The organism is Noviherbaspirillum sp. (assembly GCF_035254685.1).
GTDB lineage: Bacteria > Pseudomonadota > Gammaproteobacteria > Burkholderiales > Burkholderiaceae_D > Noviherbaspirillum.
In genome coordinates this window covers 74,801-94,994 of record NZ_DATFAI010000010.1, presented here as the reverse complement: position 1 = coordinate 94,994, position 20,194 = coordinate 74,801, and the positions used below count along the sequence as shown (strand labels likewise).

The following is a 20,194-nucleotide window of genomic DNA, read 5'->3' as shown; positions in this document are numbered from 1 at the left end:
GCCTCTCAAATCGTCGTTCCCGCGACGGCGGGAACCCATGCTGAGTTGACGAGAACACATGCAGGACTGTATCCAACGAACCATGGGTTTCCGCCTTCGCGGGAACGACGGGGAGAGGTGAGAGCATCGCTGGGTGCCATGGCCCGTAGGCGAAGGCCGAAATGCTTTCGGACTTATGCCAAATATCGTATGTCTACCCGCCCGGATGTTTCGAATGATGCGCGGGAAGAATCTCACTCCGCATTCAATATTCGACCTCCGCGCCCTTCACTCCCAGCTTCTCCGCCAGCATCTGCTTCAACGCATCCGCCGGCGCGATGCGCCAGTCGTCCGGCCAGCGGATCTCGCAGCTGCCCACGCCATCACGCGTGTAGCGCATCAGCAGCGGCAGGCCGGTTTCCGAACGATACGGAGAGAGGACGGACTTGATCTGCGAGGGATCGGTCTGCGCCGCCAGCGCGAAGGAGAACTGCCGACCGAACTGGACGCGCGCCATGGCGATGTCCATCACCTTGTCCGCCGTCACGCGCAGGCCGCCTGAGAAGCGATCCTCGGAGACCTTGCCCTGCACCGCGAGGAATTCGTCTTCCTTGAACAGCTGACGGTTCGGTTCATACAGCTCGTTGAACACCGTGACGTCAACCGTCGCCGTGCCATCATCGAGCGTGACGATCACCATCTTGCCACGCTGGGTCATCTGCACGCGCACGCCGCTGATGATACCGGCCAACAGGCGCGCGTCCCGCGCAGGTTCGAGGTTCGCCAGCTTGGTCTTGACGAACTTGCGCACCTCCTGCGCATACGCATTGAACAAGTGCCCCGACAAGTAGAAGCCGAGCGCGCCCTTCTCTTCCGTCAGCCGCTGCTTCTCGCTCCACGGCGGCACCTTCAGGTATTCCGGCGGCGATTCCATGCCGTCGTTTTCATCGCCGAACAGGCTCACCTGGTTGGCGGATGCCTCGGCCTGCTCCGCGCATTCCATCGCAAAGTTGACCGACGCGATCAGGATGCCGCGGTCGACGTTGAAGCAGTCCATCGCGCCGGCACGGATCAAGGCTTCGATGGTGCGGCGATTCATCTGCTTCTTGTCCACGCGCTTGACGAAGTCGAACAGGTCCTTGAACGGCCCGCCGGCTTCACGCGCGGCGACGATCGCTTCGATCGCATGCTGCCCTGACCCCTTGACTGCGCCGAGGCCGTAGCGGATCTGCGTTGCCTTCTTGCCCGGTTCCCCGACCGGCATGAAGCGGTAATCCGACTGATTGATGTCCGGCGGCAGCATCTTGAGGCCGCAGATGTCGATCGCGTCCTCGACAAGGATCTTCACCTTGTCGGTATCATCCATCGCGAGCGACATGTTGGCCGCCATGAACGCGGCGGGATGGTGTGCCTTCAGGTAGGCGGTGTGATACGACAGCAAGGCGTACGCGGCGGCGTGCGACTTGTTGAAGCCGTAGCCTGCGAACTTTTCCATCAGGTCGAAGATCTCGTCGGCCTTCTCTTGCGACAGGCCATTTTTCGCCGCGCCCTCCCGGAAGATCTGGCGATGCTCGGCCATCTCTTCCGCCTTCTTCTTGCCCATCGCGCGCCGCAGCAAGTCCGCGCCGCCAAGCGAGTAGCCGCCGATCACCTGCGCCATCTGCATCACCTGCTCCTGGTACACCATGATGCCGTAGGTTTCGGACAGGATGCCTTCGGTGCGCGGATCGGGATAATCGAATTTCTCGCCGTGCTTGCGCTTGCAGAAATCGGGGATCAGGTCCATCGGACCAGGTCGGTACAGGGCCACCAGCGCGATGATGTCCTCGAAGCGGTCGGGGCGTGCATCCTTCAGCATGCCCTGCATGCCGCGGCTTTCCAGCTGGAACACGGCGACCGTCTTGGCCTTGGTCAGCAGTTCGTAGGATGGCTTGTCGTTCAGCGGCAGTTTCGCCAGGTCGAAACCCTGCTGCGCCGGATCGAGCATCTTGATGTAGCGCACCGCACGGTCGAGGATCGTCAGCGTGGTCAAGCCAAGAAAGTCGAACTTCACCAGGCCGACGGCTTCCACATCGTCCTTGTCGTACTGCGACACCACGCCGGTATCGCCACCCTGCGTGTAGAGCGGACAGAAATCGGTCAGCTTGCCGGGTGCGATCAGCACGCCGCCGGCATGCATGCCGATGTTGCGCGTGATGCCTTCCACCTGCTGCGCGAGATCGAGCAGTTGCTTGACCTCTTCCTCCTTCTCCATGCGTTCCTTGAGCAGCGGCTCTTCCTCGATCGCCTCGGCGATCGACACCTGCTTGCCGGGCTTGAACGGAATCAGCTTGGAGATGCCGTCGCAGAAGTTGTAGCCCATGTCGAGCACGCGGCCCACGTCACGCACTGCACCCTTCGCCGCCATCGTGCCGAAGGTGGCGATCTGCGACACCGCATCGCGGCCGTAGCGGTCCTTCACGTACTGGATGACGCGGTCGCGGTTCTCCTGGCAGAAGTCGATATCGAAGTCAGGCATCGACACGCGCTCCGGATTCAGGAAGCGTTCGAACAGCAGGTTGTAGGCCAGCGGATCGAGGTCGGTGATCTTCAGCGCATAGGCCACCAGCGAGCCGGCGCCGGAGCCGCGGCCCGGCCCGACTGGCACGCCATTGTTCTTGCCCCACTGGATGAAGTCCGCCACGATCAGGAAGTAGCCAGGGAAGCCCATCTTGATGATTGTGTCCATCTCGAACTTCAGGCGTGCCTCATAGCGCTGCCGGTTCTTCTCGCGCTTCTCGTCGTCCGGATACAGCTGCCGCAGGCGCACTTCCAGGCCTTCCTTCGCCTGCTGCACGAGGAAGTCGTCGAGCGACATGCCATCCGGTGTCGGGAACAGCGGCAGCTTCGGCTTGCCCAGTTCCAGCTGAAGGTTACAACGTTTCGCGATCTCGACCGAGTTCTGCAAGGCCGCCGGCATGTCCGCGAACAGCGCCGCCATCTCGGCCTGCGTCTTGAAGCACTGCTGCTCGTTGAAGCGCTTCACGCGGCGCGGGTTGGCAAGAATCTCGCCTTCCGCGATACAGGTGCGCGCCTCGTGCGCGATGAACTCTTCCGTCTTCAGGAACTGCATCGGATGCGTCGCAACGACGGGAAGCTTCAGCTTCGCTGCGAGCGCCACCGCCTGCCGCACATGGCTTTCCATGTTGGGCTGGCCATAACGCTGGATTTCGATATAAAAATGATTCGGGAAGATCTGCGCCCAGCGTTGCGCGCAACGTTCCGCAGCTTCAGGGTTGCCATTGTCGATGGCGATGCCGACGTCGCCGGCGTGCGCGCCCGACAGCGCGATCAGGTCAGCAGCGCCACCGTTCTCCAGCCACTCCGTGCGAATTTCGGCGCGACCGCGATGCACGTTCGTCAGCCATGCCTTGGTCAGCAGTTCGCACAACTGCAGATAGCCGTTGCGATTCTTCACGAACAGCAGGAGGCGCGAGGGCTTGTCGCGATCATCGTCATTGGTGATCCACACGTCGCAGCCGGCGATCGGCTTGATGCCCTTGCCGCGCGCTGCCTTGTAGAACTTCACCATGCCAAACAGGTTGGCGAGATCGGTGATGGCAAGCGCGGGCTGCCCGTCCTTGGCAGCTGTTTTGACAACATCATCGATGCGCACGAGGCCATCGACGATCGAGTATTCGGTATGGAGACGGAGGTGGGTGAATTGCGGCGTGGTCATCACGCTATTTTACCGCGCCCGGAGGGTTCCGATCGGCAATTGGGAAGCTGTTGCATATTGCATGAAACGCATGGAGAAAGGATACGCTCAGGTATTCCGTCCATCGCATCTATAATGGCCCCAGATCATGAACTTTCGCCTGCGGGTAGCACAATGTTCAGCCCGAGGTTCGGCGTCCAGCCACCAGATGCCCCGTGCGCACACCGCACCCCACACATCCCTTGCATTTCATGTCTCCCAGCAACACCTACGTCAACATCGCCGCCTACAAATTTGTCACCTTCGACGATACGGCCGAAATGCGCCCGCAATTCCGCGCGCTGTGCGAAGAACTCGGCCTGAAAGGCACAATCCTGCTCAGCCCCGAAGGCATCAATCTCTTCCTCGCCGGCCTGCGCGAACCGATCGACCGCTTCCTCGCCTGGCTGCGTGCGGATGAACGCTTCGCCGACATCGCAGTGAAGGAAAGCCTCTCCGACCGTCAACCCTTCACGCGCATGCTGGTCAAGCTCAAGCGCGAGATCATCACGATGAAGCACCCCTTGATCAGGCCGGAAGAAGGCCGTGCGCCGGCGGTCGATGCCCAGACCCTCAAGCGCTGGCTCGACCAGGGGCACGACGACGACGGCAAGCCGGTCGTGATGATGGACACGCGCAACGCATTCGAAGTTGATGTCGGCACTTTCCGCAACACCATCGATTACCGCATCGGCAAGTTCAGCGAATTTCCTGAAGCCGTGGCGCATCACAAGGATGAGCTCAGAGGCAAGACGGTCGTGACCTTCTGCACCGGCGGCATTCGCTGCGAGAAGGCAGCGATCCACATGCAGAACGTCGGCTACGAGAGCGTGTACCAGCTCGATGGCGGCATCCTGAAATACTTCGAAGAAGTCGGCGGCGCGCATTACACCGGCGAGTGCTTCGTGTTCGACTACAGGACCGCTCTGAATCCGCAACTGGAGCCGGCCGGCACCAGACAGTGCTTCGCCTGCCGCGCGGTCGTCACGCCGAGCGAACAGTCATCGCCGCATTACGTTCCCGGGAAGTCGTGTCCGCATTGCACGAGAGAATCATTGCCAGGCTGATTCGTCCAGATCGTTAGCGCCTGGAAATCTTTTCGCCGTTCAAGCTGATAAAAAGCATCATCTCTTTATCTATCGCAAAAGGACGGTTTCCACGCCGACTATATTTCCCTTTGTTATCCATCAGGGTTGCTCATCAGGGAGATAGTCATGAGATATGCGATAGGAGGTTCTTTCCTCGTTGCACTTTTGCTTGCAGGATGCGGAGGAGACTCTCCCGGCGACCTGACAAGTTCCACACTCAAGGGACAGACAACATCGGTACCTCAGGCAGTCACTGTTTCCGACTACCAGCCGATCGTCCAGCAGTTGTACGTCGCCTACTTTGGTCGCCCGGCCGATCCCGGCGGTCTCACGAATTTCGCTGCGCAGCTCAACACCTTGCAAGCGAGCACCGATATCCAGGCATTGAACACTGCCTACGGCAGCAACACGACGGTGCAGGCGCTGGTGAACGGATTCGGGAACAGCGATGAATCGAAGTCGCTCTACCCCGGAGACACGACGACCTTCATCACCTCGATCTACTGGAATGTCCTGCATCGTGCTCCCGATACCGAGGGTCTGAACTTCTGGATCAATGCCGTCGACAAGGGCGGGCTGACGCGTGCCAATGCCTCTTTCTCCATCATGGCGGGCGCATTGGCGAACAAGACCACGCAAGGCTTGGCCGATGGGATGCTGATCAACAAGCGCATCCAGGCGGCAACCACCTTTACCTCGGCGCTCTCTACACCCGACCTGGTCAATGTGTACAAGGGTGACAACGCCGCCGCGATCGCGCGTGACATGCTCGCCGGCATCAGCGCCAGCAGCGATGCAGCGTCTATTCAGGCCGCAGTGACACAGGCAATCGCGCTACTGAGACAAGCCGCGAGCGCACCGGCGGCAAGCGAAATTCCGGCGCCGCCCGCCGCTGCCACCCTGACCATGTCCTGTCCGGATGGTGCGAATACGCTCTGCAGCGGAAACAGCGTAGTCCGCACTGAGAATGGTGTCGCCCTGACGAGCTCCGGCGTACAGGTGCTCGGGCACTCGACCAGCGACCTGCTGACGCCGAACCCGACCAAGACCGGCGCCTACGGCCTGGCGGCCTCTTCGGCAGGCATGGCAGAAGTGCGTCTGGCCAAGGACACTGCCGGCACGGTATCCACCGTCGCGCTGCTGCTGAAAGACCTGGGGCTGATGTGGGACGGCAAGACCGAACGTCCGCAGATCATCGAGACCTTCCAGAAGACGCAAGGGCGCGTGCAGCTTGGCACAAACGGTGCGGTGACCGTCAGCGCGCTGCCGGCGAGCACCGACCTCAGCTTCTACAACTATGCGACGGCAGGCGTCGCGGCAACACAAGGGAATTACGCCAACAACGCCTACTTCCCGCGCACCGGCAATCCGCCACGCTGCGACGCCAGTATTACCTCGTGCCCGACGACGGAAAGCGATGGCATCCACTTCGTGGCCGGCCACTGGCAATCTTCGGACGGCAAGAACCCGGATGCGACCAGCGCAACCCGCCTGCATGAAGACGGCGACATCCACGCCGGCAACGGCCTTCCCAATGCCGACGGTAGTCCGACCTACCTCCCTGGCGGAAACGGTTTTGGCGTGCCCTTCCCGGGCGCCAAGGGCTACCGCCAGATCTTCAACTGGGGTCTGCACTATGCGAACCTCGCCACCTGGATCACGCAGGACACGGTCCAGATGGCTGATTGGGGAGCCACCACCGACGAACACAACAAGAACCGTCGCGGCCTGATGACCTTTGGCCAGGTATCCGAGATGGCCAGCGTTCCGCAATCAGGCACCGCGACCTATTCCGGCATCGTCTACGGCTGGGACGGCAGCAGTAGCGCCACGGTTGATCCGACCGTGTTCCGCGGCATCGCAACCATCACCGTCGACTTCGCCACGCGCCGGGTGAATGTCGCATTCGCCAACGCAGTCACCTACAACTCCACCGGGGCACGCATCGACACGCCGAGCTATGTCGCGGCAGCCATGGGCGGAGCGGGAACGAACGTCGCGAATTACTTCACCGCCAGCGTCAACATCGGCGCCTTCACCGGCGGGCTGAGCGGCCGCTTCTTCGGCCCTGCCGTCACCGGTGGAACAACGGGCACCGGCCCCGAGGAAATCGGTGGCGCGTTCACGCTGCGCAATACAGCGACAGGCGCAACCATGCTCGGCGGCTTCATCGCACGGAAGCTGTAAAAAAAAGAGGCGCAAGGATGATGATCATCTCTTGCGCCTCCTCATTGGTTGCTGTGGTTTTTCTTGTCCACGGAAAACACGAAAGACACGGAAATACTTTGTGTTTTTTGTGTCTTTTGTGGACGACGCCTTTTCTGCGGCTCATCGATCTCCGTGACCAGATGTGTGCCGTTTGATTTGTCCACGAAAAACACTCGGCGTGCCCCACGAAAGACACGAAAATTTTCCATCTCGTTCGTGTTTTTCGTGGGGCACGCCGAGTGTTTTTCGTGGACACTACGTCGTCTTCAGTCCACTTACTGAGCCTCAGCCTTTAGCTTGAGCTGGCGATGGCCTTGAATCCGGCCGCGGTTTGTTCACTGCATCCTTGGACAGCACGCCGGGGACGGAAACCGGGACAGCCGCTGTGGTTGCGTTGTTGCCCGATGACGGCACGAAATAGCCAGCCACGGTTTGCAGGTCCTCAGCGGTCAGCGTTCCGGCTGCGAAGCGCAGGCGCAGGTAGGCGAGCAGGTAGTTGTAGCGCGCCTGTGCCAGGTCCTTCCGCGCGGAGAACAACTGCTGTTGCGCGTTCAGCACATCCAGGTTGACGCGTACGCCACCTTTGACGCTCTGCTTCGTCGCCAGGACCAATGCCTCGGCCGACTTGACCGACTTCACCATGGCATCGATGCGCGATGCGCTGCTCAGCACCAGGTTGTATTCCTTGCGCAACTCCACCAGGACCTGACTGGTCTTTGCATCGAGGTCGGACTTTGCCTTCTGGTGGTTGGCCACAGCCTGGGCAGTCGCAGCGCTGACCGAACCGCCGGAATATATGGGGATGCTCAATTGCAGACCGATGGCACGGTTCGTCGCATCCTGGTTCAAGGTGCTCAAGGTTTCCGAATCGCTCTTGCTGTACTGCGCGACGAAATCGAGGCGCGGCGCATGCCCGGCGCGGTTGCGCGCGATTTCCTGTTCGGCGGCTTCGACGTTGTAGCGCTGCGTGGCAATCTCCGAATTGCGTTCCATCGCAATCGTCTTCCATTCCTCGAATGTCGCCGGCTGCATGGCCTGGACGCGGAAGCTGTCGGTCAATCCATCCAGCTGCGTTACCTCGCCGCCAATGATCGCGGTGAGATTGTTGCGCGCCGTCGTGAGGTTGTCGCGCGATTCAATCAGCTGCGCTTCCGCCAGGTCGAACTTGGCCTGGGTTTCCAGCATGTCTGTGCGGGTGCCTTCACCCTTCTCGAACATGCGCTCGTTGGCCAGTTTCTGCTCGGCGAAGGTCTCGCGTTGCGCCGTTGCCAGCGCAAGCTGGTCCTCGGCGAACTTCGCATCCGCGTAGGCTCCCACCAGGCGCAGCGCAAGATCCTGGCTCTTGGTGGAGAATTGCGCATCGCTCAGATTGGCCTGTGCAATCCCTTCACGGTAGCGCGCAAGGCCGTCCAGATTGAAGATCGGCTGCCGCAAGCCAAGCACCTTGGACTCGCTCGTGTACTCCGGATGCGAGGTACTCAACTTTCCCAGGAAATTCGGCTGCGTGATGTCGGCCCGGTTCTTGTTCTTCGAATAGCTGACCGACACGTTGGGCAACAGGTTGGAGCGGCCCAACGCCCTGTATTGCTGTCCTGCTTCGTTCTCGTGGCGTGCCGATTGATAGGTCGGATCATTTTGCAAGGCAGCCTCGTAGGCCTGCATCAGGCCCATCGCGGATGCGCCACCGCCCTGCAACAGGAAGAGTGATGCAAGTGCGGAAGCCAGCACTCGCGGTTTCAGGATTCGCACCACGCTCACTCCTCAGTCAGCGCTGTTCCGGCACGATCAATCATCGGCTTGAACAGATAGCTCATCATGGTCCGCTCACCAGTCTTGATGAACACCTCCACCGGCATGCCCGGCCGCACCCGCAGGTTCGCCAGCAGCTTCTTGCCCTCCGGTGTGACCTGGGCCTGCATCTTGTAGTACGGCATGCCCGACTTCTCATCCACCAGCCGGTCGGCCGACACCTGCTTGACCACGCCCGGGATCTGGGGCGTCTTGTTTCGATTGAAGGCCGCAAAATTCAGCTCGACCTGCAAGCCCGCGTGCACCTTGTCGATCAGGTTGACCGGCACCATGCCTTCGATAATGAAGGGATCATCGCTCGGCACGATATCCATCATCTTGAAGCCCGACCCGACCACGCCGCCGCGCGTAAAGACCGTCAGCCCCACCACCGTGCCATCCACGGGCGCTTTCACATTGACATTGGCAAGGTCGAAATCCTGGCTCTTCAGACGATTCTCGAGTGCTTCCGCCTCCTTCTGCACATCCGATAGTTGCGTCCGCACTTCCTTCTGGTATTCCTGCTGGCGCTGGATGCGGCGCAAGCCGAGTTCCTGGATCTGGCGCTGCGTACGGCCGATATTGCCGATCGTTTCGGCAATGGCACCATTGATCTGCGCATAGGTGCGCTCCAGGTCCAGCACGCGGTTGCGGGCGACGTAGCCGTCCTTTACCAGGTCGCGCAGGTCATTGAGCTGCTCCTTCAGAATCTTCTGCTGCTCCTTCTGCGTATCGCGGGATTCTTCCAGGCCGCGCAACTGCGATTTCAGGCCGGCGACCGTTTCTTCCGACGCCGCCAGTTCGTTCTGAAGCGCAGACTGGCGCGACGTGAACAACTGGTTCTGCAGCTCGATGTTGGCTGCGACGCGCGCATCCGATTTCGCATTCGTGAGTTCGGCCGGGAAGCTCACCGACTTTTTCCCGTCGCGCTCGGCGAGCAGACGGGCTTCGGTGGCACGCGCAGTGAAGTACTGCACCCGTGTCATCTCTGCATTGGCCTTGGCCTGCACGTCGTTCATGCGCACCAGGACCTGCCCTGCCTTGACCTGGTCACCTTCCTTGACCAGGATATCCTCCACCGTTCCGCCAGTCAGGTGCTGGATCGCCTTGCGATTGCCGGACACCGTCACCGTACCGTTCACCGGCACGCCCTTGTCCAGCGGCGCGATCGTCGCCCAGAGAAAGAACCCACCCACGCCCAGCAGCACGATCAGCCAGCCGAGGCGGCTGTAGCTGCTCGCGTCGGTATTGACCTCGATCGGCACCACCACTTCGGTCGCCGTCACGTCGATGGGCGTCGTCTCTTTCGCCTGTTTATTGGTAAATAGTTTGCGCATCATCATTCCTGTTCAATGACTGCCGCTTCCGTCGTCTCTGCGGCCTTGCTTTGTGCTTCCATCTGTTGCTGGCGCGCGAGTTGCGCCTGCTGCTGTGCCTGCTGGGCCGCCAGCGCCTGCTTCTGGTTCACCTCGGCCAATGCCTTGAGGACGTCGTTGGTCGGTCCGAACATCTGCGCCGTGCCTTCTCGCAGCAACAGCAGCTTGTTGGTGATGCCGATGACGCTGGTACGGTGCGTGATCAGCACGATCGTCTTGCCGCGCTGGCGCAAGTCATTGATTGCCATCAGCAGCGCCTGTTCGCCCACATCGTCGAGGTTGGAATTGGGTTCATCGAGCACCAGCAGCGAAGGATCGCCGTACATGGCGCGCGCCAGGCCGATGCGCTGCTTCTGTCCGCCCGACAGACCGGCGCCGCCGTCTCCAAGCTGCGTGTCATAACCCTTCGGGAAATGCAGGATCATGTCGTGCACGCCCGCACGTTTTGCCGCCAGGATGACCTGTTCGGAATCGACCTCGCCGAAGCGCGCGATATTTTCCGCCACCGTCCCCGCGAACAGCTCGATGTCCTGGGGCAGATAGCCCACGTGCGGCCCCAGCTCATCCTTGTTCCACTGGTAGACGTCTGCTCCGTCGAGGCGCACCTTGCCGCCGGCTGCCGGCCACACGCCGACCAGCAGGCGCGCAAGGGTCGACTTGCCCGAACCGCTCGGGCCGATGATGCCAAGTGCGTCACCCGGTTGAATGGCAAAGCTGAGATTCTTGAGCACCGCCACCGGCATGCCGGGAGGCGCCGCCGTCACGGCCTCCACGGATATCATGCCGCTTGGCTTGGGCAGAGACATGCCACCGTGGCGCGGCGGATTCGCTTCGAGGAGTTGCGTCAGGCGCTGGTAGGCGCTGCGCGTGCTGCTCCATTGCTTCCAGACGCCAATCAGCATCTGCACCGGGCTCATCGCGCGGCCCACAAGGATGGAGGACGCCACCATCATGCCTGCCGTCATTTTGCCGTCGATGACCAGCAGCGACGCAAAGCCCAGCACGCCTGACTGAAATGACACCTGGAAGAATTTCGAGATGGCGCTCACGATGCCTGCCTTCTCGCTCGCTTCCGCCTGCAGGGTCAGGAACTTGCCGTGCAGTTTGAACCAGCGATGCATCAGGTTGGGCAGCATGCCCATGGCCTCGATCACCTCGGCATTGCGCAGGTTGTTGGTGGCCAGCGTGCCCGAAGCAATCGACATCGCATTGGCCTCCGACAGCGGCTTGCGCGACACAAATTCGTTGACAAAGGCGAGCCCGACGATGATCGCAGTTCCGCACAGCGCGAACACGCCAAGCCACATGTCGAAGAAGAAAATCACGATCAGGTAGATCGGGAACCAGGGCGCGTCGAAGAAGGCGAACAGCGCGTTCCCGGTGAGGAACTGGCGGATATTGGTCAGGTCATGCAGCGACTGGCCTGCATTGCCGCCGCCACGCTTCAGGTTCTGTTCGAAAGCCGCCGTATAGACACGCTTGTTCAGATGCATGTCCAGCTTCGCGCCAACGCGAACGAGGACAAAGCTGCGGATGAATTCAAGCGCGCCCATCAAGGCATAGCCACCCATCATCATCAGCGTCAGCATCAACAGCGTCACGTCATTGCGGCTCGGCACCACGCGGTCGTACACCTGCAGCATGTAGATCGAGGGCACCAGCATCAGCATGTTGATGATCGCGCTGAACACGCCGACAGTACGAAACGCGCTCTTGAAGCTCACCAGCGCCTGCGCGATTTCGTTTTTTGGAACCTGGAATTTGGGTTTCATCTGAATTTTTTGCACTCCCGTGCAACCCCATGAGAAAATGTTGCGCAACGCTGGCGACTCAACAGACAAGAGCACCGCACCACGGCCTACAGCAGCAAATGAGAGGCGTGTTGCTTCGACAAACCCGGCCTTCGCGAAGACAATCGACCGGCTCACGAAGACTTTCCCGCCCCTCAAAAAATGTGACGTACATCACATTTTTTGAAGCTTACCACAGCGAAATGTTTTCTAACAACTTTTTACATGTTGGGGATTGACGACACCCGAATGTGACGCAAGAAGCCAACATTTCCCGCCCTCTCCTTCACCGGTCAACCCGCTTTTCCCCGCCATAGTTCGGCCTTCACGCAAGGCAATTTCCGTCGTCCTGGCGAACTGTCAAACCCCATTTACGGTTTCTGCCAAACACGCGGCAGCGATGGCTCCCGATTGCCTCGGTATAGGCCGCATATCCAGGTGCGACAGGCCACGATTGCTGGCGCGAATTGACGCCTATCAATGTTTTTTCTTGGCAATTTTAATAACCTCCTTCACATTGCCGCGAGTTGCGCTCGCCGGGCGGATCATCACACGCGAACGTTGGAGACAAAGCATGCGAAAGTTAGGTATTTCGATTTGCACCGCGACATTGCTGCTCGCAGCATGTGGTGGTTCGGGAACGGACAGGGCCACCGTCGACCAGGGCGGCACCACGCGACTTGCCGCCGTCGTGAAATCCGCTGCAGCGCCGGCGGACTACACCGCGGCCGTGCAGCAGCTCTATGTAGCCTACTTTGGCCGTCCGGCGGATAGCACGGGCCTAACGAACTTCAGGACCATCCTGGCCAACGCCGGAGCGCCGAGCGACATCCAGGGCCTGAACGCCGCCTATTCCACGAACGCTACTGTCAAATGGGCCATCGACAGCTTCGGCACCAGCGATGAATCCAAAGCGCTTTATAGCGGCGATACGCGCTCCTTCGTCACCTCCATCTATACCAACGTGCTCAACCGGGCGCCCGATACCGCTGGCCGTGACTGGTGGGTCGATGTGATCGATCGAGGCGTGCTGACGCGCGGCAATGCCGCCCTGTCAATCATGGCCGGAGCGCTGACGAACACAACGACAGATGGGCTCGCCGACGCTGCGCTAATCCAGAAACGCATCGCCGTGGCCACGCAATTCACCTCGACGATCACGACGCCAACCCTGGTCGCGGCCTACGACGGCAATGACGCCGCCGCAAGCGCGCGCAGCATGCTGGGCATGGTCACGAAGACCACCGACGTCAGCGCCTTCCAGGCCGATATCGACGCCACGCTCTCGTCACTGTCCAGCACCGTGGTCCTTATCAGCGGCTATGCCACCAAGGGCCCGATGAACGACGCCAAGGTCACGATCTATGCCTTGAACCCGGACGGCACGCGCGGCGCGGCGCTTGGCAGCGGCACCACGTCCGCCGACGATACCGGCATGTTCTCAGTCGGGCTGCACACGCGACCCACCACGCCGATCTCCGTTTCGATCAGCAACGGCAGCTACGCCAGTGAATACGACGGCAGCAAGGTGCAATCGACTGCGAGCATGGATGCCATCGTCGACAGCGTGCCGAGCGGCGGCGCGAGCAATGTCTCGGTCACGCCGCTGTCGGACATGGTGGTGAAACGCTGCCAGAAACTGGTGACGCAGGGCTCGACGCTGTCGACTGCGCTGACAAAGGCGCGCACCGACGTGCGGTCCTTGTATAACCTCAGCGCTGATCCTGAAACGATCGTGCCGAGCTTCAATCCCAGCTTGGCCAGCACCGACCGCTTCGCCCTCGCCATGGCCCTGGTCGGCCTCGAAAGCTTTACCCACTCGGTGGGCGCAACGGCAACGGATGCCGTCTACGAAACGATCAGCAGCGACTTTGCCGACGGCACGCTGGACGGCAAGTCAGGAAGCACCAGCCTGCAGTACGGCACGATGACGAATGTCACGAGCACCACGCTCAAGGACAAGATGTTCTCGAACATCCGTTCCTCGATGGTCTCCGTCGTCAACAACGTGGCGCCCGCCAGCCTGAACTCCTGGGTCAACGCCAACCCGCAGACCGCCAGCACCAAGGCGATTGCCTCGCCGCCGGCCGGCTATTCCTGCAGCACCGGCTATACGCTGATCAACGAGAGCTCCGGCTCGCCAACCTGCTGGGACGGCACCAAGGCGGACGACGGCACGCCTCTCGTCGGCATGTACACGGTCTGCAACGGCAAGAAGATGGCCGGCGATGTGAGTTGCACACCCGCGCCGACCTATTCCTGCACGGGCAGCTATCAGCTTGTGACGGACACGTCAGGAAATCCGACCTGCTGGGACGGCACACGGACGTCGACGGGTCAAATCTACCTGGGCAGTTACTACATCTGCGGCGCCGACAACAGCAAGGTCGCCTACGAGTCGCAATGCCCGGCGAGCAGCACCATCAACATGTATCAGAACTCGACCACGCCGGCGATTTTCAAGGCGGGCACGCCCGGCATGCTGCAGAATTCGACGACCATCGCCACCTACACCGCGCCGCAAGTCACGCTGTACAAAGCGACGCCGATCCCGTCTCTGAGCGCAAGCGATGTGTCGGCGATCAGCGGAACGAGCTCATCATGGTCGCTGCCATCCTGGGCCGGCCTCGGCTCGTTGAATTCTGCGCAGCTGGACGCGATCAATCAGCAGACCTCCTTGCTGACGTCGTTCTGGGCGTATCACTAGACCGTTAGGGGTGTCCACGGAAAACACGGAAGACACGGAAAAATTCTCGTATGTCTTTCCGTGTTTTCTGTGTATTCCGTGGATAAAAGTTTCTGCTCTCTGCACGAAACCTTCCGTCCCTCTTTGACCCTCACTCCTTATTGTGCAGCGGTCCAGCCCGCACGCAAGGAATTCAGTTCTTGATCACCCAGTTCCGCACTGGCATGGCAATAAGCTCGCTTGCGCCTAAATTACCGGGCGGGACATCGAAGGCGCTGATCCTGACGCGGAACAAGGCATTCGGTAGATTGCGCGTGTCGAAGGACACGCGGGCTGTGGTCTTGTCTGCGGAAATCTCGAACCTGGCCAGCACCGGCGTATAACCGGCCTCCGGCAGCAGCTCAACGTTCTCCATGCTGGTACCCTGTACCTCCAGCTCGATGATGCCGCTCAGGGTCGCGCCATCCGGCGGTGCCTTCACCAGCGCGACGGCGAGCGGTGGTGGCGGCACGACGTGCTGGATTGTCCATGTGCGCGACGGCATCACTTCAATCGACTGCCCGGCATCGCCCGGCGGGACATTCCAGACGACCACGCGGAATGACAAGGTGGCCGCAGGAAGTGCCTTCGGATCCAGATCCAGCCAGGCGAATGTCCCGTCGGAAGAAACGTTGAATCGTGCGTAGATCGGCATCACGCCGTTTGCCGGCAGGAGTTCGGCGTTTCCGATTGCATTGCCATGCACCTCGAGGCGTACCGGCGCGCTGATGATCGCGCCCTCCGCGGGTGCAACGCCCAGCACCGCCGAGAATGGCGCGGGAGGAGCCGATGAGGGCGGAGGCGGTGCGGCGACGAGGAGCAAGGGCCGCGTCGAGTCGATGGCCGTCTGCACCTTTGCCATGTCACTCGCCGCCGTGATCGTCGACAGCATGTTCCGCGCAATCGTCGCAGCCGTATTTCCCTTGTACGCCTTCACCGTGGCATCATCGGTGAGCGATGCCGTAAAAGCCGTCGCCGCCGTGATGCGCCAGCCAATCAGCTGCGCATCCAGCCTTCCCTGCGGCGTGGCGTTGGCCAGCGCGCCCGCCATGATCGAAAAGGATGCATGCGCCCTCGTCAGTGCTCCCCGGTCAACGGCGTTCGCCCAGAACGTCAGCCCGTCCTGGTCCGGCGTCCGGTTCAGCACATGATCGTAGATAGCGGTGATGAATGTTCTTGTATCGCCGGAAAACAAGGCCTTCGATTCGTCACTGATGCCAAAGGTATCAATGAGCGCGCGCAAGGCCGGATTGCTGTCGTAGGCCGCGTTCAATGCCTGGATATCGGCTGGAGCCTGCAACGTCGCGAGTTCCGCCGCAAAATTCGCCAACCCCGATGGATCAGCAGGTCGCCCGAAATAGGCGACATACAGCTGCTGCACGATGGGATGATAATCCGCCGCCACCTGCATTTCCGCTGCTGTGATGGTTCCGGCTGTCGAGCCGGATTGAGCCCCCGCGTCGGTACGGGAAGAACTTCCTCCGCAGGCGACCAGTATCGTGGACAACGCAAGCGAGACAAGCAATGCAGGTATGCGCGACATGAGAGCATCCTCCGAGCGATGGTTGCTACGCTCCCTGTGCTTTCTTGTTGTTTTTTATTACATCATGAGGGCTTCTCCGAACTCCATGATGCCGGTCAAAGTGCGGAACATCAGCGGCAGAAATAAAAAACCGGGCGCGTGCATACACCAGCTCGTGGTTGCCTGCACGATAGTTCGTCGCCCTACGTTCACCTCTCTCTGCAACTCTCAACAATCCTCAAATCTGCGGCACTGGCGGAGTGAACATCACCACGATTGCCACAGATAAACAAGTTGCCCTTAGGAACTGGTTCTGCTCATTGCTTCGGCAAGGGTTTACCAGCAAACCGCTCGTGGCGATTTCAAATCTGATGACCCGCGCGGCACCGGGCTACATAACCCAGGAGAATGAGATGAGAACCACCTTACTGCTTGCTGCATCCACCGTTGTAATCGTATTGACCGGCTGCGGAGGCGGCGTCGATACCGAATTTGATAATGCCCCTGTAGCAGGTACCGCTGCGGCGCCAGGAGCACAACCCGTTGCGGTAACCATTGCAACAACAGAGGCCCCGGCACCCACGGTCGGAGAAACGCCGAGACAAGAGGCTGCCCCCAGGTACGCTGCCGAAGTGACGATGGTCGCAGACACCAATACTGGTGCGCCGCAATCAGCAGCGATGTCCGCGCAAGGAAAATATACAGTCTCGGTTTCATCGGGAAAATCATTGCAGAATGCGCTCTCCCGCGCTGTGCAGGGAACCGAAATCATCGTCGAGGACGGCACGTACGCGGGGCCATTCGAGGTCAACGCACGGAATGGCCGAAGCGATGCTCCCATCGTCATTCACGCCGCCCATCAAGGCCGGGCCAACATCGCTGGCAATGCCGGTTTTGTGGTCGGTGATTCGTCCAATATCATCATTTCCGGGTTCCGGTTTACCAACCGCGGAACGGCCGTCGCGATCTCCAGCTCACAGGGCATTCGTATCACCCGCAACACATTCGCGCTCGCAAAGAACAGCGCGCCAACAAGGTGGATTGCTCTGGACGGGACAAATGTCACCGACAACATCATCGACCGCAATGAGTTCGGGCCACGGCGAGACCTCGGACAAATGATTTCCATCGATGGTGACGGCAAAGGCCAGGTAGCCCAGCGCACCCTCATCGAGTACAACTACTTTCACGATGCGCACCCGCAATCAAGCAACGGCGGCGAGACGATACGCGTCGGCTTGTCCTCGCTGTCGATGTCCAACGGCCATAACGTGATTCAAAACAATCTCTTTTCAAATTGCGACAGCGACGACGAAGTCGTATCGGTCAAGAGCGGGCACAACATCGTGCGCTACAACACGTTCGTGACCAACCGCGCCCAGGTGACCTCGCGCCACGGACACGGCAACAGTTTTTACGGCAATTACTTTTTTGGCGACGGAAAGAAGCAAGATGTCGGCGGCTTTCGCATCTATGGCAACGACCACAAAATCTACAATAACTACATGCAGAATCTGACGGGCCCCGCCATTCAGCTTGACTACGGCGATTATGATGGTGGATCAAGCGGCTATGGCACGCATCCGTCGGAAGACCAGCTTGCGCGGCACTGGCGGATCTACCGCGCCGACATCGTCAACAACACGATTGTCGATAGCGCAATCGGCGTATTGATCGGCAACGGGCACACTCGTGCACCGGTCGACGTCAACATCGCCAACAATATTGTGGTTGGTACCGAGGGGATTCTTTACCACGAAACGCGCCCATCCGATACGAAGTTCATGTCGAACATCGGCTACGGCAGCAAGATCGATAACGTTTCGCGCCACGATTCCGAGATCCGCAATATCGATCCGAAGCTCGTTGCGCGGAACGGGCTGATGAAGCTGTCCGTGAACAGCCCTGCGATCAATACTGGCGTGAGAACGTTCAGCTACATCACCGACGACATCGACGGACAAGCCCGCGTGGCAATGGACATCGGTGCCGACGAGTATTCGAGCGCCCAGGCACGTCGTCGCCCGCTCGGCACGGCAGACGTCGGACCAAACGCCCGTCACTGATTTATATTTGAAGATCGTTATATAGACCAATTAAAGCGTGCTCCAACTGTCGCGCAAACTGTGGAGCGTCCATCAAGGAAGACGCGCGCATACGCGCTCGCATTCCCTGCCTTAATTGGGTAAGCAGTGCCGGATCCCTCGCCAGTTTCAGCGCAATGCGAATGTACTCATCAGCGCTCGAACCGGCGAGTTCCGGCAAGCCAATTGCTGACAAGAATGCGAATGTCTGCCTGCTCACGACCCTGCTTTGAGGCCAGGTCACGACAGGGACACCCATCCACAATGCTTCGCAACTCGTCAGACCGCCCGTAAATGGAAACGGGTCGAGCGCGATATCCACATCGCCATATTCCTTCAACATGTCCACGTGGAACGATGCGCCCCGGAGTTCGATCCGCGCAGGATCGATCCCAAGCCGGGCAAAGGTCGCTCGGACGCGCTGACAAAGGCCGCCATCCTGGAATGTGCGCCACTTCAATACAAGCCGCGAGTGCGGGGCTGCGGCCAGTATCTGTGCCCACACCGCGAGCACCTCGTCGTTGAGCTTGCCGGTATTGTTGAACGAGCCAAAGGTAACAAAACCGTTCTGGAGACACGGCGGTGCCGAAACCTCCGCCGGCGCGAAGTGTACCGGCGTGTAGCAAATACGACCTCCCGGCAATCGAATTACTTGTTCAACAAAAAGGCTTTCGACCTCGCGAGGTGCGTGCCATTGATCGAGCAGCACTGCATCCATGGCGGACAGTCCTGTCGTTGCAAAGTAACCCAGCCAACTCACCTGTACCGGAGCAGGCCGATGCGCAAACACAGTCAGGCGTGAGCCAGCCGTATGTCCCGACAAGTCAACCAGCACATCTATTTCGTCCTGCCGGATCAGGTTTGCGAGCGCCACATCGTCGATCGCGGTGACGTTGCGGAACGTGCATGCCGCCTTGATCTTGGCCGTCACCCAGTCAGTGACCTGCCCTACGCTATAGGCGTAAGCAGTAATCCGGGTGCTATCGTGCGCGGCGAGGATGTCTTTGACGAGCAGGCCGACGGTATGCTGACAGAAATCGGCAGATAGATAGCCAATACGTAATGGCCGACCCGCAAGAGGGCGCAACGGCGGGCGCGGCCGCGCTCCGCCCGCCTTCGCCAGCGCCCATACGCCCCACGCCTTTGCCTGTACAAAACGCGTCTCGTCGTCGGCTTGCGGATCGTATTCGAGACTCAGCAGCGCGTTGCGACAAACGATTTCATGGTCCGGCAAATGCTGCAGCAATGCCGCATACAAACGCCGGCATTCGGCGTGGTCGCTGGCATCACGGGCGATGTCGGCAAGCCCCATGACAGGGCGGACGTTGCCAGGAGCGATTTTCCGCGCATGGCGATAGCACTTCTCTGCAGCGGTCAGGAAACCAAAGGAAGTCAGAGTCGACGCCACTGCAAGCAGCGCGTCAAGCTCGCTGGGGCATATGTCAATAATGCGCTGGCATCGATCGAGGAATACGTCGAACCGGGCACACTGAGCATGCTGGAGGGCTTTTTGCAGAGCCTGCTGCCAGTTAAACGCGTTGGTGTTATTCATGCCATGCAGAGAGGAAAAAATGAAGCCTAACAGGTTCCGATGAAAATCAGAATGTGGACTCTTTGGCTTGCTGGCTGGTGGATCTAATTACTTTCTCACACCGCAAGGCTCGTCGTTGCAATACCGGCACTAGTCTGGCAATCATCTTAACCATGACCTTACAAAATGCTGGATCGCAGGACTTGACCCTGTCTCCAACAGAGAAGGCGCTTACGTGGAGAAAGCGTTGCGTTTGGTTGCGGAAGGAGGAATGTTTGAATGTAAGACTTGACCCTGGCTTCCTTGGCCTCCAAGAAAAAACCCCTGCAACCGAAGTCACAGGGGTTTTAAAGGCTTTCACCTCAAG

Annotated in this window: 10 protein-coding genes; 4 read left to right on the top strand and 6 right to left on the bottom strand. The window is 60.0% G+C overall.

Going from position 1 to position 20,194, the window contains the following annotated elements:
* Positions 1-244: 244 nt before the first annotated feature.
* The gene (gene dnaE, locus VJ698_RS02530; RefSeq protein ID WP_324101086.1) at positions 245-3,697 is read right to left on the bottom strand and encodes a DNA polymerase III subunit alpha; all 3,453 of its coding nucleotides are present in this window, start codon (positions 3,695-3,697) and stop codon (positions 245-247) included.
* Between the two features lie 230 nt (positions 3,698-3,927).
* Here dnaE and VJ698_RS02525 point away from each other — a divergent pair, with 230 nt between their 5' ends.
* Together VJ698_RS02525 and VJ698_RS02520 are read left to right on the top strand one after the other, a co-directional pair.
* The gene (locus VJ698_RS02525; protein WP_324101085.1) at positions 3,928-4,782 is read left to right on the top strand and encodes a sulfurtransferase; all 855 of its coding nucleotides are present in this window, start codon (positions 3,928-3,930) and stop codon (positions 4,780-4,782) included.
* A 147-nt stretch (positions 4,783-4,929) separates the two neighbouring features.
* Positions 4,930-6,990, top strand: a complete 2,061-nt coding sequence (locus tag VJ698_RS02520) for a DUF4214 domain-containing protein (RefSeq protein WP_324101084.1) — start codon at positions 4,930-4,932, stop codon at positions 6,988-6,990.
* 306 nt (positions 6,991-7,296) lie between these two features.
* On the opposite strand, the gene VJ698_RS02515 is transcribed toward VJ698_RS02520, so the two are convergent.
* The 3 genes from VJ698_RS02515 to VJ698_RS02505 are packed head-to-tail and all read right to left on the bottom strand — an operon-like array spanning position 7,297 to position 11,947.
* Positions 7,297-8,763, bottom strand: a complete 1,467-nt coding sequence (locus VJ698_RS02515) for a TolC family outer membrane protein (protein WP_324101083.1) — start codon at positions 8,761-8,763, stop codon at positions 7,297-7,299.
* Between the two features lie 2 nt (positions 8,764-8,765).
* Positions 8,766-10,142 carry an HlyD family type I secretion periplasmic adaptor subunit gene (locus VJ698_RS02510; protein WP_324101082.1) on the bottom strand — a complete coding sequence of 459 codons (1,377 nt, stop codon included), beginning with the start codon at positions 10,140-10,142 and terminating at the stop codon, positions 8,766-8,768.
* A complete protein-coding gene (locus VJ698_RS02505) occupies positions 10,139-11,947 on the bottom strand; it encodes a type I secretion system permease/ATPase (protein WP_324101081.1) in 1,809 nt (602 codons plus the stop codon). The genes VJ698_RS02510 and VJ698_RS02505 overlap by 4 nt, the downstream gene beginning before the upstream one ends.
* Before the next feature lie 592 nt (positions 11,948-12,539).
* On the opposite strand from VJ698_RS02505, the gene VJ698_RS02500 reads away from it, so the two are divergent.
* Positions 12,540-14,672: a DUF4214 domain-containing protein gene (locus tag VJ698_RS02500; RefSeq protein WP_324101080.1), complete on the top strand. Its 2,133-nt coding sequence runs from the start codon at positions 12,540-12,542 to the stop codon at positions 14,670-14,672.
* A gap of 172 nt (positions 14,673-14,844) precedes the next feature.
* Here VJ698_RS02500 and VJ698_RS02495 read toward each other — a convergent pair whose 3' ends face one another.
* Positions 14,845-16,233: a DUF4214 domain-containing protein gene (locus VJ698_RS02495; protein WP_324101079.1), complete on the bottom strand. Its 1,389-nt coding sequence runs from the start codon at positions 16,231-16,233 to the stop codon at positions 14,845-14,847.
* 239 nt (positions 16,234-16,472) lie between these two features.
* Here VJ698_RS02495 and VJ698_RS02490 point away from each other — a divergent pair, with 239 nt between their 5' ends.
* Entirely contained in the window at positions 16,473-18,278 is a 1,806-nt protein-coding gene (locus VJ698_RS02490) for a chondroitinase-B domain-containing protein (protein WP_324101078.1), read from the top strand.
* Between the two features lies 1 nt (position 18,279).
* Here VJ698_RS02490 and VJ698_RS02485 read toward each other — a convergent pair whose 3' ends face one another.
* Complete coding sequence (locus tag VJ698_RS02485; RefSeq protein ID WP_324101077.1) at positions 18,280-19,848, bottom strand: hypothetical protein; 1,569 nt, start codon at positions 19,846-19,848, stop codon at positions 18,280-18,282.
* Positions 19,849-20,194 lie beyond the last annotated feature (346 nt).

What these genes read in the sequence shown, in the direction of transcription:
- VJ698_RS02520 (WP_324101084.1), top strand. Translation starts at nt 4,930, where the DNA reads ATGAGATATGCGATAGGAGGTTCTTTCCTCGTTGCACTTTTGCTTGCA.
- dnaE (WP_324101086.1), bottom strand. Translation starts at nt 3,697, where the DNA reads ATGACCACGCCGCAATTCACCCACCTCCGTCTCCATACCGAATACTCG.
- VJ698_RS02500 (WP_324101080.1), top strand. Translation starts at nt 12,540, where the DNA reads ATGCGAAAGTTAGGTATTTCGATTTGCACCGCGACATTGCTGCTCGCA.
- VJ698_RS02525 (WP_324101085.1), top strand. Translation starts at nt 3,928, where the DNA reads ATGTCTCCCAGCAACACCTACGTCAACATCGCCGCCTACAAATTTGTC.
- VJ698_RS02510 (WP_324101082.1), bottom strand. Translation starts at nt 10,142, where the DNA reads ATGATGATGCGCAAACTATTTACCAATAAACAGGCGAAAGAGACGACG.
- VJ698_RS02485 (WP_324101077.1), bottom strand. Translation starts at nt 19,848, where the DNA reads ATGAATAACACCAACGCGTTTAACTGGCAGCAGGCTCTGCAAAAAGCC.
- VJ698_RS02495 (WP_324101079.1), bottom strand. Translation starts at nt 16,233, where the DNA reads ATGTCGCGCATACCTGCATTGCTTGTCTCGCTTGCGTTGTCCACGATA.
- VJ698_RS02505 (WP_324101081.1), bottom strand. Translation starts at nt 11,947, where the DNA reads ATGAAACCCAAATTCCAGGTTCCAAAAAACGAAATCGCGCAGGCGCTG.